Annotated in this window: 15 protein-coding genes; all 15 read right to left on the bottom strand. The window is 41.9% G+C overall.

Annotated features, from left to right (window positions below; genetic code table 11):
* Positions 1 to 4 precede the first annotated feature (4 nt).
* The 15 genes from nusA to tsf all read right to left on the bottom strand — a co-directional run bounded on the left by nusA (position 5) and on the right by tsf (position 21,371).
* Complete coding sequence (gene nusA / locus NSQ64_RS09125) at positions 5 to 1,120, bottom strand: transcription termination factor NusA (RefSeq protein WP_007499530.1); 1,116 nt, start codon at positions 1,118 to 1,120, stop codon at positions 5 to 7.
* Positions 1,121 to 1,152: 32 nt separating this feature from the next.
* Positions 1,153 to 1,626, bottom strand: coding sequence for a ribosome maturation factor RimP (gene rimP / locus NSQ64_RS09120; RefSeq protein ID WP_008344744.1), 474 nt, complete (start codon positions 1,624 to 1,626; stop codon positions 1,153 to 1,155).
* A 241-nt stretch (positions 1,627 to 1,867) separates the two neighbouring features.
* Positions 1,868 to 2,998, bottom strand: coding sequence for a glycoside hydrolase 5 family protein (locus tag NSQ64_RS09115; RefSeq protein WP_341016075.1), 1,131 nt, complete (start codon positions 2,996 to 2,998; stop codon positions 1,868 to 1,870).
* 23 nt (positions 2,999 to 3,021) lie between these two features.
* Positions 3,022 to 4,248 (bottom strand): endo-1,4-beta-xylanase, encoded by a 1,227-nt coding sequence (locus NSQ64_RS09110; protein WP_341016073.1) that lies wholly within the window; start codon positions 4,246 to 4,248, stop codon positions 3,022 to 3,024.
* Between the two features lie 79 nt (positions 4,249 to 4,327).
* Complete coding sequence (locus NSQ64_RS09105; protein WP_341016071.1) at positions 4,328 to 6,436, bottom strand: glycoside hydrolase family 48 protein; 2,109 nt, start codon at positions 6,434 to 6,436, stop codon at positions 4,328 to 4,330.
* A gap of 17 nt (positions 6,437 to 6,453) precedes the next feature.
* Entirely contained in the window at positions 6,454 to 8,304 is a 1,851-nt protein-coding gene (locus NSQ64_RS09100) for a glycoside hydrolase family 9 protein (RefSeq protein ID WP_035392050.1), read from the bottom strand.
* Between the two features lie 420 nt (positions 8,305 to 8,724).
* On the bottom strand, positions 8,725 to 13,038 hold the full coding sequence (locus tag NSQ64_RS09095) for a PolC-type DNA polymerase III (RefSeq protein WP_412055229.1): 4,314 nt from the start codon (positions 13,036 to 13,038) through the stop codon (positions 8,725 to 8,727).
* A gap of 75 nt (positions 13,039 to 13,113) precedes the next feature.
* Positions 13,114 to 14,811: a proline--tRNA ligase gene (locus NSQ64_RS09090; RefSeq protein WP_024720366.1), complete on the bottom strand. Its 1,698-nt coding sequence runs from the start codon at positions 14,809 to 14,811 to the stop codon at positions 13,114 to 13,116.
* A gap of 80 nt (positions 14,812 to 14,891) precedes the next feature.
* Positions 14,892 to 16,157, bottom strand: coding sequence for an RIP metalloprotease RseP (rseP, locus tag NSQ64_RS09085; protein ID WP_007499546.1), 1,266 nt, complete (start codon positions 16,155 to 16,157; stop codon positions 14,892 to 14,894).
* A 6-nt stretch (positions 16,158 to 16,163) separates the two neighbouring features.
* Entirely contained in the window at positions 16,164 to 17,315 is a 1,152-nt protein-coding gene (gene dxr, locus NSQ64_RS09080; RefSeq protein ID WP_017359078.1) for a 1-deoxy-D-xylulose-5-phosphate reductoisomerase, read from the bottom strand.
* A gap of 39 nt (positions 17,316 to 17,354) precedes the next feature.
* Entirely contained in the window at positions 17,355 to 18,149 is a 795-nt protein-coding gene (locus NSQ64_RS09075; RefSeq protein WP_007499550.1) for a phosphatidate cytidylyltransferase, read from the bottom strand.
* A 12-nt stretch (positions 18,150 to 18,161) separates the two neighbouring features.
* A complete protein-coding gene (locus NSQ64_RS09070; RefSeq protein ID WP_007499552.1) occupies positions 18,162 to 18,944 on the bottom strand; it encodes an isoprenyl transferase in 783 nt (260 codons plus the stop codon).
* A 129-nt stretch (positions 18,945 to 19,073) separates the two neighbouring features.
* A complete protein-coding gene (gene frr / locus NSQ64_RS09065; RefSeq protein ID WP_008344764.1) occupies positions 19,074 to 19,631 on the bottom strand; it encodes a ribosome recycling factor in 558 nt (185 codons plus the stop codon).
* A 1-nt stretch (position 19,632) separates the two neighbouring features.
* Positions 19,633 to 20,355: a UMP kinase gene (gene pyrH, locus NSQ64_RS09060; protein ID WP_008344767.1), complete on the bottom strand. Its 723-nt coding sequence runs from the start codon at positions 20,353 to 20,355 to the stop codon at positions 19,633 to 19,635.
* Between the two features lie 134 nt (positions 20,356 to 20,489).
* Positions 20,490 to 21,371, bottom strand: a complete 882-nt coding sequence (gene tsf, locus NSQ64_RS09055) for a translation elongation factor Ts (protein ID WP_341016065.1) — start codon at positions 21,369 to 21,371, stop codon at positions 20,490 to 20,492.
* Positions 21,372 to 21,384 lie beyond the last annotated feature (13 nt).

Below are 21,384 nucleotides of genomic sequence, written 5' to 3'. Positions count from 1 at the left end.
CCTCTTATTCGTCAGATTCCTCAGCTACTGGTTCAGCCTCTAAGAAAAGAGATTCAGAGTCTTCAGTTCTTGGGAAAATACCGAGTTCTCTTGCATCTGTTTCGCTTTTAATGTCAATCTTCCAGCTCGTTAGTTTCGCTGCAAGACGCGCATTTTGACCTCTTTTGCCAATGGCTAATGACAGCTGATAATCAGGGACAATGACAGTTGTCGCCTTATCTTCTTCATTTACAATGACATCAAGAACTTTTGATGGACTTAACGCATTGGCAACAAATTCAACCGGGTCATTAGACCAATGAACAATGTCAATTTTTTCGCCTTTCAGCTCATTGACAATTGCTTGTACACGCTGACCTTTAGGTCCAACACAAGAACCAACTGGATCAACATCAGGATCATCTGTACGAACAGATATTTTAGAACGGTCCCCTGCTTCTCTAGCGACAGATTTAAGCTCTACAGTACCATCATAAATTTCTGGCACTTCGATTTCAAATAAACGCTTTAAAAGACCTGGGTGTGTTCTTGATACATAAATTTGTGGTCCTTTTGTTGTTTTTTCTACTTTCGTAATGAACACTTTAATGCGGTCATGTGGTTTGTAGTCCTCATTTGGCATTTGTTCGTTGACCGGAAGAAGGGCTTCGATTTTGCCAAGTGACACGTAAATGAATTTACTGTCAATTCGCTGAACGATTCCCGTCATGATGTCTTCCTCACGATCGATAAATTCAGTGTAAATCACACCTCGCTCTGCTTCTCTCACTCGCTGCGTCACGACTTGTTTCGCTGTCTGAGCTGCAATGCGTCCGAAATCTTTTGGTGTGACTTCAATTTCAACCACGTCACCAACCATGTAATTTGGGTTGATATTTGCTGCATCATCTACAGAGATTTCAAGACGAGAATCATACACTTCATCTACAACATCTTTTCTTGCGAATACGCGAATCGTTCCCGTTTCACGGTTTAAATCAACACGCACATTTTGTGCTTGGTTAAAATTACGCTTGTATGCAGAAATGAGTGCAGCTTCTATCGCTTCAATAATAATTTCTTTACTAATGCCCTTCTCTTTCTCAAGAACAGTCAGGGCATCTAACAACTCACTACTCATTTTTATGGTTCCCCCTTATATCAATGAAAAGGTTAATTGAACGAAACTGCTAATCTTGCGTTAGCAATTTTTTCATATGGAATATTGATCTCTTTCTTTCTTGTCTTGATCTTCACTGTCACTGTTGCAATCTCACCATCAAAGCTTGTAAGCTCACCTTCAAATGCCTTTTCACCATCAATTGGTTCGTATGTTTTCATGAAAACATTTTTTCCAAGTGCTTTTTCAAAATCAGCTTTTTTCTTTAATGGGCGCTCCGCTCCAGGAGAGGACACTTCAAGAAAGTAGTTTTGGCTAATTGGATCTGCCTCATCAAGCTTTTCGCTCAAGGCTTCGCTCACTTTGGCACACTCCTCGATATCGACGCCTTTGTCAGAGTCAATAAATACGCGAAGGAACCAGTTTTGACCCTCTTTGACAAATTCAACATCAACGAGTTCAAGCTGTAAGCCATCTAAAATTGGCTGTACCATGTCGCTTACGATGTCCACTACTTTTTTGCTCATTCTCTTCCTCCTTGTGCTTTCGATAAACGCTCTTATCAATCATTCTGCATAAAAACCCTGCTTTATTGTGAGCAGGGGGAGCAGAAAACGGATGAATAATGTCGAGACAAAAATTGCCTGTTCAATACAAAAGAGCGGGTTTCCCCACTCTTGTCTCGGTAATCGTTAGCATTTCCATAAAAACTATACCATATCCAATTTTTTTATGCAAATGAAGTTCCTTATAAACAGGCATTCTTCATCAGTTCTTTCCATTCATTCTTTTGGCGTGTTCACGAATGATTCCTGCCTCCCGGCTCTCCTTTAAAACTCGAAAACCGTCATAATCCGGGTAGAGGGAATCATCGTCTTGAATGCTTGTTAAAATCCAAAATTGGCTACCTGCGCCTCCGAGCTGTTCAATTGTCTTCAGCCAGCTATCATATACATCAGGACGGGCTACTTGATTTTGATAGCCAAACTCTTCTAATACAACAGGTTTGCCAATTGCGTTTCCTCGGGTGATATGATCTTTTATCCATTTCACTCCCCATGCAGCAGACTGATTCCAGTGATCCGGGTATAAATGATAGGTTCCATAATCAATATGAGGGAGAGCAGTCAAACGATCCCAATCAACACCTTCTCCCCCACTGTAAAACCAATCGTCATGACCTGTCATGCGAAAGAACCCTTCGTCTCCTACTGCAACAAGGTGATTCGAGTCAATTGATTTGATCCATGCACTCATTTCATCTGCCCAGTTTACTAGTATATCTCCCGGAGGGTCTGACTGAGCGCGCGGCTCATTGGCGAGCTCCCATGTCATGATAGCAGGATCATCTTTATATTGAACACCTGAGTACGTATTGGTTCTCTCTAATACATAGCGCACATAGTTTTTGTAAGCTGTTTTAATCCGAGAATCTGTATAAAAGTGATCATGTGATCCTGCCTGAAACCACTTCACATATTGATTCATCCCGCCAAAGTCATCCCAATTGTTCACGAGTGGGATGACCAGCTTGATTCCTTCCTGCCCTGCTTTATAAATCGCATAGTCTAGTTTTTGAAAACCGGATTCTTCATAAACACCTGGACGAGATTGTAAGACTGAGTTTTCTTGAGGGGTACCATCGTGAAATCCCCAAATACGAATAACCTTTAAATCCATTGCCTTCATATCGTCAAAAACAGCATCTACCATCTTTTTTGATTTGTAATGGAAATAATAATTATTTGTGCCAGCAAAGTAAAATGGGTGGTTGTTCAATACAAAATGTGTACCAGATGTTTGCACATAGGAGGAGGCCTTTACGGTCAGAGTGAACCAACCCGCCCATAAAGTGATCAGCAGCATAAAACAAGCCACCCGTTGAACCCATTTTTTCATTCCATTTTCCTCCTCACAATCTCTTATTCTACTGATACGATAATATCTAGTTGAAGCGGTGTTTGTTTAGTTGAATCAAGTTCAATCGTCTGCTGCTGCAACATTTTACTTTCTTCACCAATTCGAACCTCATACGTCCCGTGAAACGCTGGACATGTCACTTGGCCATTCGCATCTGTTTTTTCCACTCTTTGTGTCGTCCATTCCTGTAGTAGCTTTTCATAACGCCTGCCTGCTTCATTTAACGACCAATCATGATTCACGATGGCTGCGTGCTCACCTCTCCAATGAGCACCCGCCCAAAATCCCCACATCAGCACACCTTTTACGGCTGGATGACTAAAGGCAACCCGATATAAAGCTTCTAAGTTATCCGCTCGTCTATTGGCATCCGGATGAACAGAGTCATACTCTGTCACCCATATCGGCAGACCAAGCTCAGCAAGCACATCTAGTCTTTGTTTTACAACGACTGGATCCACTCGATCTTCAAAGTGACCTTGAACTCCAATGGCCTCAACTGGTGCCCCCAACTGACGAAGTTCATTGATATGTGCTTTATATGCGTGATGTTCGCCGTATGAGATTACATTATAATCATTGACAAACAGCAAGGCTTGAGGATCAATTTTTTTCGTTTCTTCATACATCCATTTCCAAATCTGTTTCCCAAACCGGTCTTTAAAAAATGAACCATGCATCATTTCGTTGTTTACATCCCAATGACGGAATTTCCCTTTGAAATGATTCCCTGCATGCTCAAGCCGCCTTTTCATGGCTTCATATACTTCGTGATTCGGTAACGACTTCAGCCAGTTTGGATTCGCATCCTCTACCTCCCAAAATAAGGCGTGCCCCCTCACTGGAATTTGGTGTCTATTGGCAAAATTCAGCATGGCATCTGCTTTTTCGTAGGTTATTTTCCCTCTTTCAGGCTCATTTGCATACCATTTCGCCTCATTTTCAAACACAGCCCAATTAAAATGTTGAACAAAAAAATCAGCATACGTTTGATTGAATAGTACTTGGTCATTCATTGCTGAACCAAATGCAAATTCATGTCTGATTTGTTTTATTTCCACCTCTATTCCGGCAACTGGCTTTTGTTCCTTATTGATGACGTTTATGACAAGCTCTCTTTGTCTATGTTGTAAGATTCGATTATTTGCTTCTTTTCTCCAGCTTTGATTTTCTTGTTCCTGTGATTCGCCATTCGATGAATGATTCATAAATTCTTTCTTATTAACCATGATGACATCACCTTTGCTTTCATTTCATTTATCTCATGAGGAGACCGCCGACTAAAAAAGCCGGCAGCTTTACTACGTTCTATTCGTTTATGAGACGATGGTATTCTGCATAAGCCGTAGCCATATCAACTTGCGACCAGAAACGGTGATAGGTGAAACTTGGCGCTCCGTTTTCCCATTTGCCTGTTGCTTCATTAAAAGATGATTGATATTTACTCTCCAGGGCTGACCAAGCTGGGTCTTGCTTGATTTTCGGACGAAGATCTGCAAAGCTCGTATACACTCCGTTACCTCCTCGCTGCGGGTCAGAAGGAATGGTGCTGGAACCAGGGATCTGATTTCCTTGACCAAATGTTCCGTTCCAGCCATTTGGGAAGTACACTTCTTTTTTAAAGAAACGGTGGTAGTCTTCTCTGTCTTCCTCTGTCACAATCCCTACACCATCATTGTAATTCCAAGCAACCTCAAGAAGCTGTGCCGCTGTCTCTTTTGCTCTTATGCCAAGTGCTGTGTAGTTTCCTGTCTCTTTCTGTGTTGCAGCAGCAAAGAATGTGAGTGCTTTGATTAGACTGCCCAGTACACCAGTATCTTGAGTAGGATCTTTTGTAACTGCCGTTAAATTTGGATTACCTGTTGCAGATTGGAACCCGCTCCAAGTGTCAGGCTGACCGCTCCATTCTATATTCCCAGGAATCCAAAACTCTCCCGGTGCACTCGTCGTAGCAACAGCAACATTGGTCCCCCCTAGAATCCTTTGACCCTGACCATCTAAAAAATACCCATCTTGATCCGACACAGGACGCGTGCCAATAAAAATATAATCTAGTGAATAGTTGACCCATTTTGTGATGACAGATTTGGTCATTTGGAAATTTTCAGATGTTTTGTCGCCATCTTTTGCAAAGATATAATAAAGCTCTGCTACACGCTCAATCGGCCATGCTTGCATTCCAAACCAGTTATTGGACGGAGGATCATGGTAAACAGGCGCATCTTCATAAGCCATATCATAAAATGTACTTCTTCCTGCTGGATAAGCGCTATAGTCTCCATTCCAGCTGTTGGTAGCACCTCCTGCAATCGCTCCCTCTTTTGATTGAAGCCAGACGTAAAATTCAAGCTGTCTCTTTAACGTCTTTTCCCAATCACTTGCAGCAGTCGGTGACGCTGGCTTTAAGCCTCCCTTATCTGAGGATAAAGCGTAAGCAGCGACTGGATTTTGATACCCTTGATGACAATGGCTCGCACCGATACGCCATGACCAATTTGCATATTCGCCAAGTCCCCCGCCCCAAGAGGTATACCATGCCATTAAGTGATGACATGCACTTTTTCCATTCCCAGGATACGGATTACCTTGCTTGCCGCTTCCAATTGTTTGAAAATATTTATCATACATTCCGTAGCGAAGGAAATCACCCATCTTTTTCGCTTTATTAAGATAGGCTGACCCATTATAGCCAAGTTCCTTTGCCCAATACATTGCCTGTATTGCACGCGCATCAGCATCCGTCGCATTTGTGTAGCGCCACTGGGCGGCTGGCGCTTGATTTTCTTTTGTGAACAAGCTCATGAAACCTTCATTGGGCTTTCCGGCTGTTTTATCATCTTGTGATGGATGAGGGATGGCCTCCCATACGGATTCTTGCGGACCCCGCTGGAATGTGTTTACATATGCGGCTGTATGTGATGGGTTGAGCAAATTCCCATATTCATACCAGTTGTCTACATCAAGAAGCCAGTGCATTAAATACGTTTCATTCGTTCCGTAAGTTGACCTCAGTTCTTGATCAATTGGATCTTGACCAGCAGGGCGAGCACCCGTCAACTGGCTCGGATATTGATCTGGATATGGTTTTTCTGAAGCGTATGTGGCTGGGCTGGATGGATTGTAAGAACTCATATGCGGCTGTTCGTCATGTCCATCTTCGTTTACTGGAATGATAAACTTCTCCATATTATCCCAAGCCGCTTCTAGTTTGCTCCAATCGCCTGTGTAGTGACCATACAATGCTTCAAGCCATAACCAATAGCTGTAAGCTTCTGAAGTTGTCATATGCCCGTAATCAGGTGCCTCACAAATGAGTGTCTCAACGGAATGATACGGAATGCCTTCTTTTGAAAAATATCCATTCGTCTCGTTTTTCATTTGATGATAAAGTGTTAAAAACCGTTCTTTATTTGTCATGTCCTCACCCTTTATATTTATTTATTCGGAAGCGTACCAAATACTAAATCACCTTGATCAAAAACAGGAATTCTCGCTGTTTTTTGCATATTAGATGTTAATCCTTGAAAGGAATAATCATTTGAGGCATCCCATATATTCGCACCATTTGGCGCAGATAACCGGAACTGTATTTCCTTCTTATGAAGCGATTCGCCTCCTGGAAAAATAGCTACGCCAGTAAAATCGATTTCTGTAAAATAGATATGGGATGATGCGTCATACACCGTTAACGGAGATAAGGAAGCGCCTTCATTGTAGACAGCTGTCACTTGGATATCTTTATCAGTGAATCCCTTCGCAAATATCTCGCTTAGATTGACATAATATCTAAAAGAAAGTGATTGACTACTTCTGGCCGGCCAGCCTGAACGATTGTATAGAATGGCTTTGATCTGAGTAGATGTTGTATCGTTACTCATGACAGCTGCCTCTACAAAAAACTCATCTTCCACTTTTTCTTTAGGCGGAAAATTCGGCAGCTTTGACTGCCCCTGACCAAACAGCTGCACCATTTTGGCTACATTTCCAGTAAAGGCGGCATTATAGTCTGTTGCTACCTCGTTTGATACATAGTCAGAGATGTCATCGGTATACTGATCCTGTGCATTAGGCCCACCAACAAGCGCTCCATAAAGCGTGTGCCGATGAGAAGAAGGAGTTGTCAGCTGATTAGACCATGAGCCATGTGCAGTTCGATGGTGTGGATGCATCGGCGGATTTTTGCCAAACCCAACGACATAGCTTCTATTTTGCGGATTATCCCCTAACATATAGTGTGTTTGCCTGATCGCAAACGTTTGGTATCGATTCTTTTTTTCTTGATCAGAGACCCAATCTGCGTACACAAACGCTAAAAATGCAGCATTTGCTGTATAACGAAGTGAACCCCATTGATCTAACCACGCTAGTCCGCCAGGCGTATAAGTGATTCTTTCTACTTTTCCATTTTGAACAAAACCCGTCGACCAGTAATCGAGATTACGCTCCGTCGATTCGATAAACCTTTTCTCCTTTGTGATTCTCGCAAGTAAAATTTGCGAAGCAAAAAAGGTATTGTCCCACGACATCGTAAACGTATAGTCCCAATCCTTCGGCCATTCTTCTACTGCTTTTAGTGCTTTGTTTAAATAGGTCTGGTCATTTGTCGCCAAGTAGAGCCATATTCCACCCCAAATGAGCTCATCAATATAGCCGCTCCAAGAGTTATAAAATGGCTGCGCATTGGTGACACAATCTGTATACTCACCGCGATATTGGTCAGCAAATGCATAAAGCTGTTTTGCATGGGTGAGAAGCTTTGCTGCATAAGGCGCATCAGTTTCTTTAAAAATAATTGAACCTGCTGCTAAAGCGGCTGCGGTTTGGGCAGCTACTTCTGTTCCTGGACAATGTTCATCAATTTTAAATGCCGGCCGGTTCATCGGCATCACTTCTGCTGGACCCCACCAGCCATGATCCGCGTTCCCATCGCCTACTTGTGCCCAAAATTCATTTGGACCTGTATGGGCTTTCAAAAAATAATCGGTTGCCCACTTGATTTGATCTAACATATCATCAAGCAGCTCTGCCTCTTCGTAAGCTTCTCGGTACTCATAGACTGTCCATGCAAGCACGGCTGCCGAGTAAGCCATCGGAAGTCCGAACTTCACATGATCACCAGCATCGTACCAGCCGCCTGTTAAATCATGACCAACATCTTTCCCATCCTCTAGTCCAGAATCCCCTCGCCAGTTAAGACGATTGCTTTCAGGAAGCTTTCCGGAACGCTGGGCTTCGTAAAACAAAATGGATTTTTGAAGCACCTCTACATAGTTGTAATCTGACATGTACCTACTTCTCACCCCTTCTTTTTTCTTAAACGTGAAACATTGAACAAGAAATGACCACCTCCTTGTCATTCCGTTCGTGTTTTGTACAGTGTTGAAAAGAATCAAGCGTGTTTCAAAAATGTGCATAGTAAACAGCCATCAGCTTGACGCTCACCGAGGGTTTTCTCCTGATTCTTCATGTGACTGTACCCAAAATGATCATATGTCGTATGAGAACATTTCAGACGGCTAAATTCTCTTTTTTGCTCTATTTGGGTAGAAAGAATGACATACAATCTCTTCTCTCAAAACACGACGTTAAATCAAGATATATGAACAAACAAGAAAATAATTCCAGTTAAAATATTTAGTTAACATAATAATATTATTGTATATACAAAAAAGAACGCCCTTTAAGGGCGCTCTTCATTTTTCACATTAGAACAAAGAAAGCTGGTTTTGATCAGGAAGTGCTTCTAAACAGCCTTGACGATCCAAATACTCAAGGATGGTCTTAGACACTTTTCCTCGTTTTTGTAAATCTTCTTTTGAAAGGAATTCACCATCTTGGCGTGCGCGTACAATATTTAACGCAACGTTTGTTCCAAGTCCAGGGATGGAGTTGAATGGCGGGATTAACCCGTCTCCATCAATGATAAACTCAGTGGCACTTGATCGGTATAGGTCTACTTTTTTAAAGTGATAGCCTCTTTCACACATTTCAAGTGCAAGCTCTAGTACAGTTAATAGGTTCTTCTCTTTCGGTGATGCATCAAGACCTTTTGAGTTAATATCGTCCATGACTGCTCGAATCGCATTCGATCCTTTTGTCATCGTTTCGATATCAAAATCATCAGCACGAACGGTAAAATAAGCCGCATAGTACAGAAGTGCATGGTGCACCTTGAAATAAGCAATCCGAACAGCCATTAATACATAAGCAGCCGCGTGGGCTTTAGGGAACATGTATTTAATCTTTTTACAAGAATCAATGTACCAGTTCGGTACGTTATTATTCTTCATTTCTTCTTCCCATTCAGGAGGAAGTCCCTTCCCTTTACGAACAGATTCCATGATTTTAAAGGCAAGTGACGGCTCTAAACCTTGATAAATCAGATATACCATAATATCATCACGACAGCCAATCACTTCGCTTAGTTCACACGTTTTATTATGAATCAGCTCTTGGGCGTTGCCGAGCCATACATCTGTACCGTGAGATAGACCAGAGATCTGAACAAGCTCCGAGAAGGTGGTCGGTTTTGTATCCTCAAGCATCTGACGAACAAATCTTGTGCCAAACTCTGGGATCCCAAGTGTTCCCGTTTTACATCCAATTTGTTCTTCTTTGACACCGAGAGGTTCCGTTCCTTGGAAGATTTTCATGACCTCAGGATCATCTGTCGGAATCGTTTTTGGATCAATTCCGCTCAAGTCCTGAAGCATCCGAATGACCGTTGGATCATCGTGTCCAAGAATATCTAGTTTCAGCAAGTTATCATGGATTGAATGGAAATCAAAATGCGTCGTTTTCCAATCAGAACCTGTCGCATCTGCTGGATATTGTATTGGTGAGAAATCGTAAATGTCCATATAATCCGGCACGACGATAATACCGCCTGGATGTTGGCCTGTTGTCCGTTTGACGCCCGTACAGCCCTGTACGAGCCGGTCAATTTCAGCACCTCTCATATGAAGGTTATGATCTCCTGCGTAGCCTTTCACATAACCATATGCCGTTTTTTCTGCAACGGTACCGATTGTACCTGCACGGTATACATACTCTTCACCAAACAGCTCTTTCGTATAGTTATGGGCAATCGGCTGATATTCTCCTGAGAAGTTCAAGTCGATATCAGGCACTTTATCTCCTTTAAAACCTAAGAACGTTTCAAACGGAATATCGTGTCCGTCTTTTTTATACGGCGTCCCGCATTCAGGACAGTCTTTATCAGGAAGGTCAAATCCTGAGCCAACCGATCCGTCATTAAAGAACTCAGAGTGCTTGCAACTTGGACATACATAGTGCGGTGCAAGCGGGTTTACTTCTGTAATCTCTGTTAATGTCGCAACGAGAGATGAACCAACTGATCCCCTTGAACCAACTAGATATCCATCATCAAGTGATTTCTTAACAAGCTTATGAGAAATTAAATAAATAACAGCGAAACCGTGACCAATAATACTCTTTAATTCTTTCTCAATCCGGTCTTCTACAATTTTCGGTAAATCGTCACCGTAGATGCTGCGAGCCATGTTATAGCTCATTTCCCGAATTTCTTCATCTGCACCTTCGATTTTTGGTGTATAAAGATCGTCTTTGATTGGTTTAATACTTTCGACCATCTCAGATACTTTTTGCGTATTCGTCACGACAATCTCTTTCGCCTTCTCGTCTCCAAGGAAAGAGAATGCTTCTAGCATTTCATCAGTTGTTCTAAAATGAACTTTTGGCAGTTCATGACGATTAAGCGGATTCGCCCCGCCTTGTGATGAAATTAAGATTTTGCGATAAATTTTGTCTTCTGGATGCAGGTAGTGCACATTTCCAGTCGCCACGACTGGTTTATTCAGTTTTTCACCAAGTTTCACAATGTTTGTGATGATCTCTTTTAATGCACGGTCATCCCGAACAAGCTCCAGCTGGAGTAAATGCTGATACACTTCTGGCGGATGAACTTCTAAATAGTCGTAAAATGCGGCAATGTCTTCTACCTCATCAGGTGACTTCTGCATCATCCCTTCAAACACTTCACCCTTATCACAAGCAGACCCAACAATTAAACCTTCTCGATATTTCTCAAGCTGTGAGCGAGGGATACGCGGCACGCGGTAGAAATAATGAATATGAGAAAGTGAAACAAGCTTAAATAAATTCTTTAGACCCGTCTCATTTTGTGCAATCACGGTTGCATGGTAAGGACGTGAGCGCTGATACGCATTGGACTGTCCCATGTTTTCATTCAATTGATCGTGGTAAGCAATCTCTTTTTCAGCCGCATCTTTTAGCATCTTCAGCATGAGGTAACCAGTTGCTTCTGCATCATAAATCGCCCGGTGATGCTGCGTGAGTTCAATATCGAACTTTTTACACAGGGTGTTCAGCCGGTGATTTTTAAATTCAGGATAAAGGAATCGGCCGAGTTCTAGTGTATCAATGACAGGGTTTGACGCTTTATCTGTTTTTAACAGTCGCTTATATGCTGCATTTAAAAAGCCCATATCAAAGCTCGCATTGTGAGCAACAAGGATATCTTGTCCAATCCACTCTTTGAAATCTCGAACAACATCGACCACATCTGGTGCATCTCTCACCATATCGTCCGTGATACCGGTTAGTTCAATGGTTGTTGCTGATAACGGATGATGAGGGTTTGCAAATGCCTCAAAGCGGTCAATGATTTCCCCGCCTTTGATTTTCACAGCTGCAAGCTCAATGATCGTATCATACACAGCAGAGAGTCCCGTTGTCTCAACATCAAATACGACAAACGTCGCATCTTCTAACAAGCGGTGCTCTGGATTATACGCAATCGGTACCCCGTCATCGACTAAATTGATTTCCACCCCGTACATCATTTTGATGCCATGCTTTTTACTTGCTGCATACGCATCTGGAAAGGATTGTACAACGGCGTGATCTGTCAGGGCAATGGCCTCATGCCCCCATTTTTTTGCTTGTTCAACAAGTCTACCGATGCCAGTGACAGCATCCATCTGGCTCATTGGCGAATGCAAATGAAGCTCAACACGCTTTTCTCCCTCTGGTGCAGTATCTTCTTTCAGCTGAGGTTTCATTTCATTGACGTCATTTGCGATCATGACAAGATCTCTCACAAACGTATCGTTTTGAATGCTTCCTCTTGCTTTGACCCACATCCCTTTTTTCAAGGATTTCATGAGCTGGGCATCTTCTTTTTCTCTCGCAAACATTTTGATCAAAATACTATTCGTATAATCGGTAATTTTAAAGATACAAAGGGTTCTGCCGCTTTTTAGTTCGCGCGTTTCTGCATCAAACACATACCCTTGGACGGTGATTCGTCTTTCTTCGTCCATAATACTATCAAGCGTACGTATTTCTTCATTGTCTTTGATTTGATAGCCAATCATCAGAGGACCAGAAGGGGCTTCCTCTTGATCCTCACTTTCCTTCTTCTCCATCTCAACAAGGGCTTGCATGGCTCTTTCTTGATCTTCAGCAAGTTTTTGTTCTCTGAACTTCTGAATCTCTTGATCTGATACAAAAATTTCTGTATCAAATTGAAGTTCTGGAAAACCAACTTGTTTAAATGCAGCCTGAAGCATTGGGCTATATTTCTTCTTGATGGCCAGAGCCTCAGTTTCGCTTTTTGTTTTGATGATGATCTTATGTCCAGACAGCGCTGGTTTTTGCTGTTGAAGCAAGCTGATGATTGGGGGAGAAATTCCTTGAAGCTCTTCCACACAATGTGACCAATACGATTGAACGAGCTCTTCAGATATGTGCGGATCATTGACTTCAATCGTACAAGTGACTTGTGCGATATGAGAAAATGCATTTGTCAACCTGCTTAAAAACATTGCATATACTTTGTAAGGCAAAAGCGCCTTAAATTTAAAATGGAAATGCCACGTTTTTGCCGCCTTATGCACCGTCAATTTGACGATCTCGCCTTCTTCAAAGTAACGGCTGAGGTCATCATCTGTCATTTGAATCTGATTGAGTAATATATGAAATTGCCGCCGGGTAATCGGTAATTGTTCATCCAAGACAGGACCCTCCTTTTGCAAATCAGAAAGGTACCTCTTTTTTGCAGGAGGTACCTTCATTTTTTTGTTCGTTTTTTATGCTTGGCGTATAAATGAAATCAGTTCATCAACAGATACTTCGTGTGATTCACCTGATTTTCTGAATTTCACTTCGACAATACCTTCTTCTGAACGTTTCCCGCAGCTAATGCGAATTGGCAGTCCAATTAAGTCACTGTCGGCAAATTTGACGCCTGCACGCTCTTGGCGGTCATCGAAAAGGACTTCATAACCCTCTTCCTGTAAACGCTCATACAGCGTTTCAGCCAGTTCCTTTTGTGCATCGTTTTTCATATTTAAGGCAAGTAGATGAAGATCATATGGTGCAACTGTTTCTGGCCAAATAATCCCCTTATCATCATGATGCTGTTCAACAATCGCAGAAAGGGTTCTAGAAATTCCGATGCCATAGCATCCCATGATCATTGGCTGCGCACGTCCATTTTCATCGAGGTATGTTGCATCCATTGCCTCTGAATAACGTGTGCCTAGCTTAAAGACTTGTCCTACTTCAATTCCTTTTGCGAACTGGATTGTGCCTTCACCATCTGGAGAAACGTCTCCTTCTTGAATCAAGCGAAGATCTGTGTATTCCTTCACTGACAGATCACGAGCAGGATTAACATTGACATAGTGATAATCCGATTCATTTGCACCTGCAACTGCATTTGTCATTCCTTTTACAGCGTGGTCTGCATAAATCGTTACTTCCGCTTCAAGCTTCACTGGTCCAACAAATCCTGGTTCTGTTCCGATCACGTCTAGTACTTCCTCACGTGAAGCAAGCTCTACAAGCTGTGCTCCAACTAAGTTTTTCACTTTCACATCATTTACTTCATGATCGCCTCTTGTCAGGACAAGTACATACGCATCGTCCGCTTTAAACAAGACAGATTTGATACATGTAGAAGGAGCCACTTCTAAGAATGACGCAACATCTTGTATCGTCTTCACCTGCGGCGTGTGTACTTTCTCAAGTTCTTTGAAGTCCGCAGGGTTTGCTTCTTCTCCGTGATACACAGCCTCAGCCATTTCAATGTTCGCAGCGTAGGAAGATGTGTCAGAGTATGCGATTGTATCTTCTCCTACTTCTGACAGTGCCATAAACTCATGTGTATCTTTTCCTCCCATTGCCCCAGAATCGGCAATGACGGGTCTAAAGTTAAGACCTACTTTTGAAAAGACATTCGAGTAAGCTGTAAACATTTTGTTGTATGTGTCATCAAGGCTCTCTGGTGAAGAGTGGAATGAATAGGCGTCCTTCATAATAAATTCACGTCCGCGCAATAACCCAAAGCGAGGTCTTTGTTCATCACGGAATTTAGATTGGATTTGATAAAGTGTCAAAGGAAGCTTTTTATACGATTTGACTTCACTGCGTACGAGTGATGTGATCACTTCTTCGTGTGTTGGGCCAAGTGCAAACTCGCGGCCGTGGCGATCTTTCATACGCATGAGTTCTGGACCGTATGTATACCATCTTCCTGACTCTTGCCACATTTCTGCTTGCTGCAGCACTGGCATTAACAGCTCAGCTGCACCCGCCTTTTCCATTTCCTTGCGAACAATGGCTTGAATGTGCTGAATCACTTTATGTGCTAGCGGCAGATAATGATAGATACCGCTCGTGTTTTGTCTAATAAATCCAGCTCTTACTAATAGCTGATGACTTTTTGCCTCAGCATCTGCCGGCACCTCTCGAAGAGTTGGAATGAAAGTCAGGGATTGTCTCATGTCGTTACACCTCATTTAAGAAATAGGACTTCTCACAAAAACTCTTGTTTCCCAGAATGAGAAACAAGAGACATTGGTTTTTATAAAAATAATCGCTGGATGTCATTCCATGTCACTACTAGCATTAATAGCATGAGGAACGCAACACCAATGAAGACAACAAGTGCCTCTTTCTCACGATTAATTGGTTTGCCGCGAATGGCTTCAACGAATAGGAAAAGTAATCTTCCTCCGTCTAATGCAGGAATCGGTAATAAATTCACGATTCCTAAGTTGATACTAAGAAACGCAGCAAACTGCATTAATGTTAACACACCTTGTTTCGCTACTTCTCCTGTCATATCATATATTCCAACAGGACCTGCAAGCATATCTAATGAAAATTGTCCTGTGACAATCTTTTGCAAGTTCGTTAAGATGAGACCTGCTGTTGATATCACTGTCGTTCCTGAGGATGAGATGACTTTGAGAAAGCCATTTTCCGTTGGCGGGTAAGAGCCAAAACGGCCAATGGTTTTTCCTTCGGCCTTCACAGCTTCTGGTACAACTTGGATGGTGCTTTCTTTGCCGTCTCGATCAATGACGACATTCATTTTTTTATCTGGGTTCTTTTGAACCGTTTGAACAACGTCTGTCCAAGAATTCATTTTATCCCCATTAATTGAAACGATATGATCTCCCTGCATAAGCCCAGCTTGCGCTGCCCGGCCGTCTTTTGTCAGCTTACCAAGTACAGGATCATCCACGGTTACACCTTGAATAAATCCTAAAGCTACTAGAATCACATATGCCAGGATAAAGTTCATAATCGGTCCAGCTGCAATGGCTTTAATACGCTGCCATACTGTTTTTGAACCAAACTGACGGTTGTATGGCGCAATTTGAATTTCTTCACCATCTGCAATATAGAAGCTTGTTTGGCTTACATTGTAGCCAGTCAGAATGTCTTCATTTCCAGCCTCATATCCTGAAATTCTCATCGCATGATCTAAATCAATTTGTTCAACTTCAATGACAAGTGCATCAGGATATTTTTCTTTATCATTTAAAATGATTTTTTCTACTTCATTTTGCTCATTGAATAAGAGCCCCACTGTATGACCCGGTTTAATTTCAATGACTTCAGGGTCTTCTCCAGCCATTTTAACAAATCCGCCGATTGGCAGAAGTCTGATGGTATAGACAGTTTCTTTTCGTTTAAAGGAGAAAATCTTCGGTCCAAAACCAATTGCGAACTCGCGGCATAAAATGCCTGCGCGCTGCGCCATAATTAAATGGCCAAGCTCGTGGAAAAAAACGAGCGTTCCAAAAATAATAATAAACGCAATCACTGTATTCACGAACATACCACCTTATGCGAGGATTGATTGAACAAAGTCTCGTGTATCTTTGTCCACTTCATGGATATCTTGCAAACTAGGCGTTGAAATCACATGATGTCTGTTCAGTGCCTTTTCAATCAATTCTTCAATTTGCAGGAACGTTACTTTGCCTTTTAAAAATGCATCAACAGCTATTTCATTTGCTGCATTAAGCACAGTAGGCATTGTCCCTCCTATTTTACCTGATTCATAAGCAAAATGTAAGCAGCGATACCTGTCAAAATCCGCTTTTTGGAAATTTAATTGTCCAATCTCCCAAAGGTTTAATGATTTCGCTTCTTTTAATGGCGCTCTATCAGGATAAGTGAGCGCGTATTGAATCGGAACCCTCATGTCAGGTGTACCTAACTGAGCCATGACACTTTTGTCATGGAATTCCACCATGGAATGGATGATGCTCTCTTTATGTAACAGCACATCAATTTGATCGTATGGGATATCAAACAGCCAATGCGCCTCAATCACCTCAAGCCCCTTATTCATCATGGTCGCTGAATCGATCGTGATTTTTGCGCCCATGGACCAGTTCGGATGATTCAGCGCTTCTTCTACCGTTACACCTTCAAGCTCCGTGCGTTTTTTATCTCGGAAACTGCCGCCTGAAGCTGTGACGATTAAGCGTTCAATGTTTTTAGCTTGTTCACCTTGCAGGGATTGAAAAATAGCGGAGTGTTCACTATCGACAGGAAGTAAAGGCACATCATACTTTTTGGCGTACTCTTTTACTATATGACCAGCTGTCACAAGTGTTTCCTTATTTGCAAGTGCGATCGTCTTTTTTTGTTCAATGGCTTTTAATGTCGGCACAAGTCCGACACTTCCTACCAGTGCATTGACCACAACATCCACTGCATCATAGGTCGCTGCTTCGATGTTTGCTTCATCACCCGCAGCCATTTTGACATCGTATTGAAATGAATGACCTTTTAACGTGCGATAGGTCGCTTCGTCTACACATCCAACAAATTCAGGCTGAAATTGTTCAATGATAGGGATGGCCTTGTCTATATTTCTGCCAAACGTCATCGCTTTCAACTTGAATTTGTCTGGATGCTGCCTGATCACATCTAATGTTTGTTCTCCAATTGATCCTGTTGCGCCTAATAGCGAAATATATTTCAAATTGCCACTCCTTCTCTCGTTCAATTAGTTTCTATGAGGTTAGCTAGCAAACGTGGCCAGCAATAAATATAAAAACGGCAGAACGAATAAAAAGCTGTCAAACCTGTCCAAAATTCCGCCATGACCTGGGAGGATTGTCCCTGAATCCTTCACATGGTAATGACGCTTTAAAGCAGATTCCACAAGGTCGCCAAGCTGTCCAAAAATACTGAGCAAAAGAGTAATAAACATAACAAGCAGATATGATGGCAAAAATCCTGTAACCGCCTGGAACACAAGTGACAGCACGACCGCTGTGACGATTCCGCCGATAAATCCTTCTACTGTTTTGTTTGGGCTGATCTCTGGCCAAAGCTTTCGTTTCCCCATAGATTTCCCAATAAAATAGGCACCTGAGTCAGTGGACCAAATAATCACCGCTGCGAAGAAGATCGCACTCATGCCATACAAGCCTCTAATTTGAATAAAATAATAGAAACTAACGCCAATATATAATGTGGCTAATATAACAAAAGCAACCTCATCGAATGTGAAAGAGTTTTTGCTCAGAACTGTATAAGTTAAAAGGATTAAGACTGCAAATAAAGCAATCTGCATTTTTGATGCGTCTACGTTCGGGAAGAAGCTATTTTCTCCGCCCATTAAAAGCCAAAGCAATATTAAGCTGACAATGCCAGGAAAGCTGAAAATCGAAATCTTTTTCATTCTAAGAAGCTCAAAGAGAGCGACACTTCCCATTAAATAAATCAGCAGGGTAAATGGCATTTGTCCATAAATCACTGCAAGTAAAAACACTGCAGCTGCCAGAACACCCGTCAAAATTCTTTGTTTCATCTGCACCACCCTCTAAATTCCACCGAACCTCCGGCCGCGGCGCTGGTACTCTCCGATAGCGCCTATGAGATGCTCATCAGAAAAGTCAGGCCAAAGCACATCCGTAAAGACAAACTCGCTGTATGCAATTTGCCAAAGCATAAAGTTGCTTAATCTAATTTCTCCACTCGTACGAATAAGCAAATCCGGATCTTGAAGAGATTCTGTCATTAAATAAGCTGAAAACATCTCTTCTGTGATGTCTTCTGCTCGAAGCTTGCCTTCTTTGACTTTTTCAGAAATTTGTCTGCATGCAGAAATAATTTCTGTCCGTCCTCCATAATTGAGCGCAAAATTTAAAATGAGTCCGTCATTATTCGCCGTACTCTTTACTGCGTTCTCTACCGCTTTTTTCGTATGCTGCGGGAGGCCGTCTGGATCACCTGTTAAACGTACACGGACATTTTCCTCGATGAGTTCAGGCAGATAGATGTTTAGAAACTCTTCAGGAAGCTTCATTAAAAAGTCTACTTCTAATTTTGGACGTTTCCAATTTTCTGTAGAGAAAGCATACAAAGTCAGCACTTTGACATTCAGCTCATTTGCAAGCTTGGTCATGCGCTTGACAACTTTCATTCCTTCATGATGTCCTGCTACCCGTGGAAGCGCACGTTTCTTCGCCCATCTTCCATTCCCATCCATGATAATGGCGATATGTTCAGGAATTTCTCCATTTAATATGTCTTCTTTTGTCAGGCTTTCTAAGTTGGAAGCTGCTGTTTGCTGATTCTTCCAATTTTTGAGTATATTGAGCATGAGATTCCTCCATCACCCAAAAAGGTTGCGTTCCCGCTAATAATATAGTCCTCAACAGTATTAACAAAAAAACCCCCTGTAAACATGAAGAGGGTCTTTTCACTATTATCTATTGTACATAGTTTTTTCTTAAACTTCCATGATTTCTTTTTCTTTATCTTTTGTCACTTCATCAATTTTAGCGACATATTCATCTGTCAATTTTTGAACATCCTCTGTAGATGATCTTAATTCATCTTCAGTGATCTCCCCATTTTTCTCTAGCTTTTTCAATTCATCGTTTGCATCACGACGAACGTTACGAACAGCTACTTTTGCTTCTTCTGAGTATTTTCTCACAACTTTTACAAGTTCTTTACGTCTTTCTTCTGTTAGTGCTGGGATCGCAATACGGATCACGTTTCCGTCACTTGTTGGTGTGATACCAAGATCAGACTTTTGGATCGCCTTTTCGATATCACCGATCGCTGTTTTATCGTAAGGTGTGATAATCAGCATACGTGCTTCTGGCACTGTAATTGACGCAATTTGGTTTAGTGGTGTTTGCGCACCATAGTAATCCACTGTTACTTTGTCTAAAAGGGAAGCATTAGCTCTGCCCGCACGGACAGTTGCTAGTTCACGTCCGTATGCTTGAACGGCTTTTTCCATTTTTTCTTTTGTTTGGTTCAACACTTCTTTTGACACGTTATTTCCCCCTCACGATCGTTCCGATTGATTCGCCATTGACGGCACGTTTAATATTTCCTTCTTCCATAATAGAGAAGACGATTAATGGAATGTCATTGTCCATACATAATGAGGACGCAGTAGAATCCATTACAGCAAGCCCTTCTTTTAGTACATCAAGATATGAAAGCTTATCATATTTTACTGCATCCGCATCTGTACGAGGATCAGCACTGTAGACACCGTCTACATTGTTTTTCGCCATTAAAATGACATCTGCTTCAATTTCAGCTGCACGAAGTGCTGCTGTTGTATCAGTAGAGAAATAAGGGTTACCAGTACCTGCAGCAAAAATCACGACACGTTTCTTCTCAAGGTGACGGATCGCTTTTCTTCTTATGTATGGCTCTGCAACCTGTCTCATTTCGATAGAGGTTTGTACTCTAGACTGAATGCCAAGCGTTTCTAGGCTGTCTTGTAATGCCAATGAATTCATCACTGTTGCAAGCATTCCCATATAGTCTGCTGTTGCCCGGTCCATTCCTAAGTCACTGCCTGTCTTACCACGCCAAAGGTTTCCTCCGCCTACAACGACTGCAACTTCAACATCAAGTTCTGCAATTTCTTTTACTTGCTTTGCAATTGATTGAATGACAGTTGGGTTAATTCCATTTCCAGCATCACCAGCTAGTGCTTCTCCACTTAGCTTCAGTACAATGCGATTATATTTCGGTTTGCTCATGATAACCTCCAAGTGTAAACTATACCGTCTCTTATTATGCGTAAGAAACCGTCTTTTGTAAATCAATATCCTCTAAAAAATAGGGAACACAGTGCTTGTGCTCCCTAAAAAAGCCCCAGAGAGCTTTTCAAACATTATTTTTTCACTTGGCTCATGACTTCTTCAGCAAAGTTGTCTTGACGCTTTTCGATACCTTCGCCCACTTCATAGCGAACATAAGTTTGAACAGTTGCGTTTTTCGCACCTACAACTTGTTTCACTTTTTCATCTGGGTTTTTAACGAATGCTTGGTCAAGTAAGCAAATTTCTTCGAAGAATTTGTTTAGACGGCCTTCTACCATTTTAGCAACGATATTTTCAGGCTTTCCTTCTTGAAGCGCTTGTTGTGTTAATACTTCACGCTCACGGTTTGCTTCTTCTTCAGACACTTGGTCACGAGAAATGTATTTAGGGTTTACAGCAGCAACGTGCATTGCGATGTCTCTCGCAAGCTCTTCATCAGTTGTTCCGTTAAGAACCGCTAATACACCGATGCGTCCGCCCATGTGTAAGTAAGAACCGAATGCAGCGTTATCTTCTTTTGTGATGACTGAGAAACGGCGCAGCGTAATTTTTTCTCCGATTTTCGCAATTGCAGAAGTAATATGTTCTTCAACTGTTGAACCATTTTCCATTTTAGAAGCATGTGCTTCTTCAATTGTTGCAGGTTTCGCAACAAGTAAATGATCAGCAAGTTCGTTAAGAAGATTTTGGAATCCTTCGTTTTTCGCAACGAAATCAGTCTCAGAGTTCACTTCTAGGATAACACCAGTGTTGCCGTCAGTTTTAATAAGAGTTAATCCTTCTGCCGCAATACGGTCTGCTTTTTTCGCAGCTTTTGCGATCCCTTTTTCTCTTAGAAGATCGATTGCTTTGTCGATGTCACCATCAGTTTCTGTTAACGCTTTTTTACAGTCCATCATACCTGCACCAGTTTTTTGACGCAGTTCTTTTACTAATTGAGCAGTAATTGCCATTTTACATTTCCTC

Source organism: Bacillus sp. FSL W8-0183 (genome assembly GCF_038006825.1).
GTDB classification, from domain to species: domain Bacteria; phylum Bacillota; class Bacilli; order Bacillales; family Bacillaceae; genus Bacillus; species Bacillus altitudinis.
Note: the sequence above shows the minus strand (reverse complement) of the source record. Positions and strands in the feature narration are given on the sequence as shown.

Bases quoted from the DNA above. Each gene is read 5' to 3' on its own strand.
- rimP (WP_008344744.1), bottom strand. From the start codon at position 1,626: ATGAGCAAAAAAGTAGTGGACATCGTAAGCGACATGGTACAGCCAATT.
- NSQ64_RS09075 (WP_007499550.1), bottom strand. From the start codon at position 18,149: ATGAAACAAAGAATTTTGACGGGTGTTCTGGCAGCTGCAGTGTTTTTA.
- nusA (WP_007499530.1), bottom strand. From the start codon at position 1,120: ATGAGTAGTGAGTTGTTAGATGCCCTGACTGTTCTTGAGAAAGAGAAG.
- pyrH (WP_008344767.1), bottom strand. From the start codon at position 20,355: ATGAGCAAACCGAAATATAATCGCATTGTACTGAAGCTAAGTGGAGAA.
- tsf (WP_341016065.1), bottom strand. From the start codon at position 21,371: ATGGCAATTACTGCTCAATTAGTAAAAGAACTGCGTCAAAAAACTGGT.
- NSQ64_RS09090 (WP_024720366.1), bottom strand. From the start codon at position 14,811: ATGAGACAATCCCTGACTTTCATTCCAACTCTTCGAGAGGTGCCGGCA.
- NSQ64_RS09070 (WP_007499552.1), bottom strand. From the start codon at position 18,944: ATGCTCAATATACTCAAAAATTGGAAGAATCAGCAAACAGCAGCTTCC.
- NSQ64_RS09100 (WP_035392050.1), bottom strand. From the start codon at position 8,304: ATGTCAGATTACAACTATGTAGAGGTGCTTCAAAAATCCATTTTGTTT.
- NSQ64_RS09115 (WP_341016075.1), bottom strand. From the start codon at position 2,998: ATGAAAAAATGGGTTCAACGGGTGGCTTGTTTTATGCTGCTGATCACT.
- NSQ64_RS09110 (WP_341016073.1), bottom strand. From the start codon at position 4,248: ATGGTTAATAAGAAAGAATTTATGAATCATTCATCGAATGGCGAATCA.
- rseP (WP_007499546.1), bottom strand. From the start codon at position 16,157: ATGTTCGTGAATACAGTGATTGCGTTTATTATTATTTTTGGAACGCTC.
- NSQ64_RS09105 (WP_341016071.1), bottom strand. From the start codon at position 6,436: ATGACAAATAAAGAACGGTTTTTAACACTTTATCATCAAATGAAAAAC.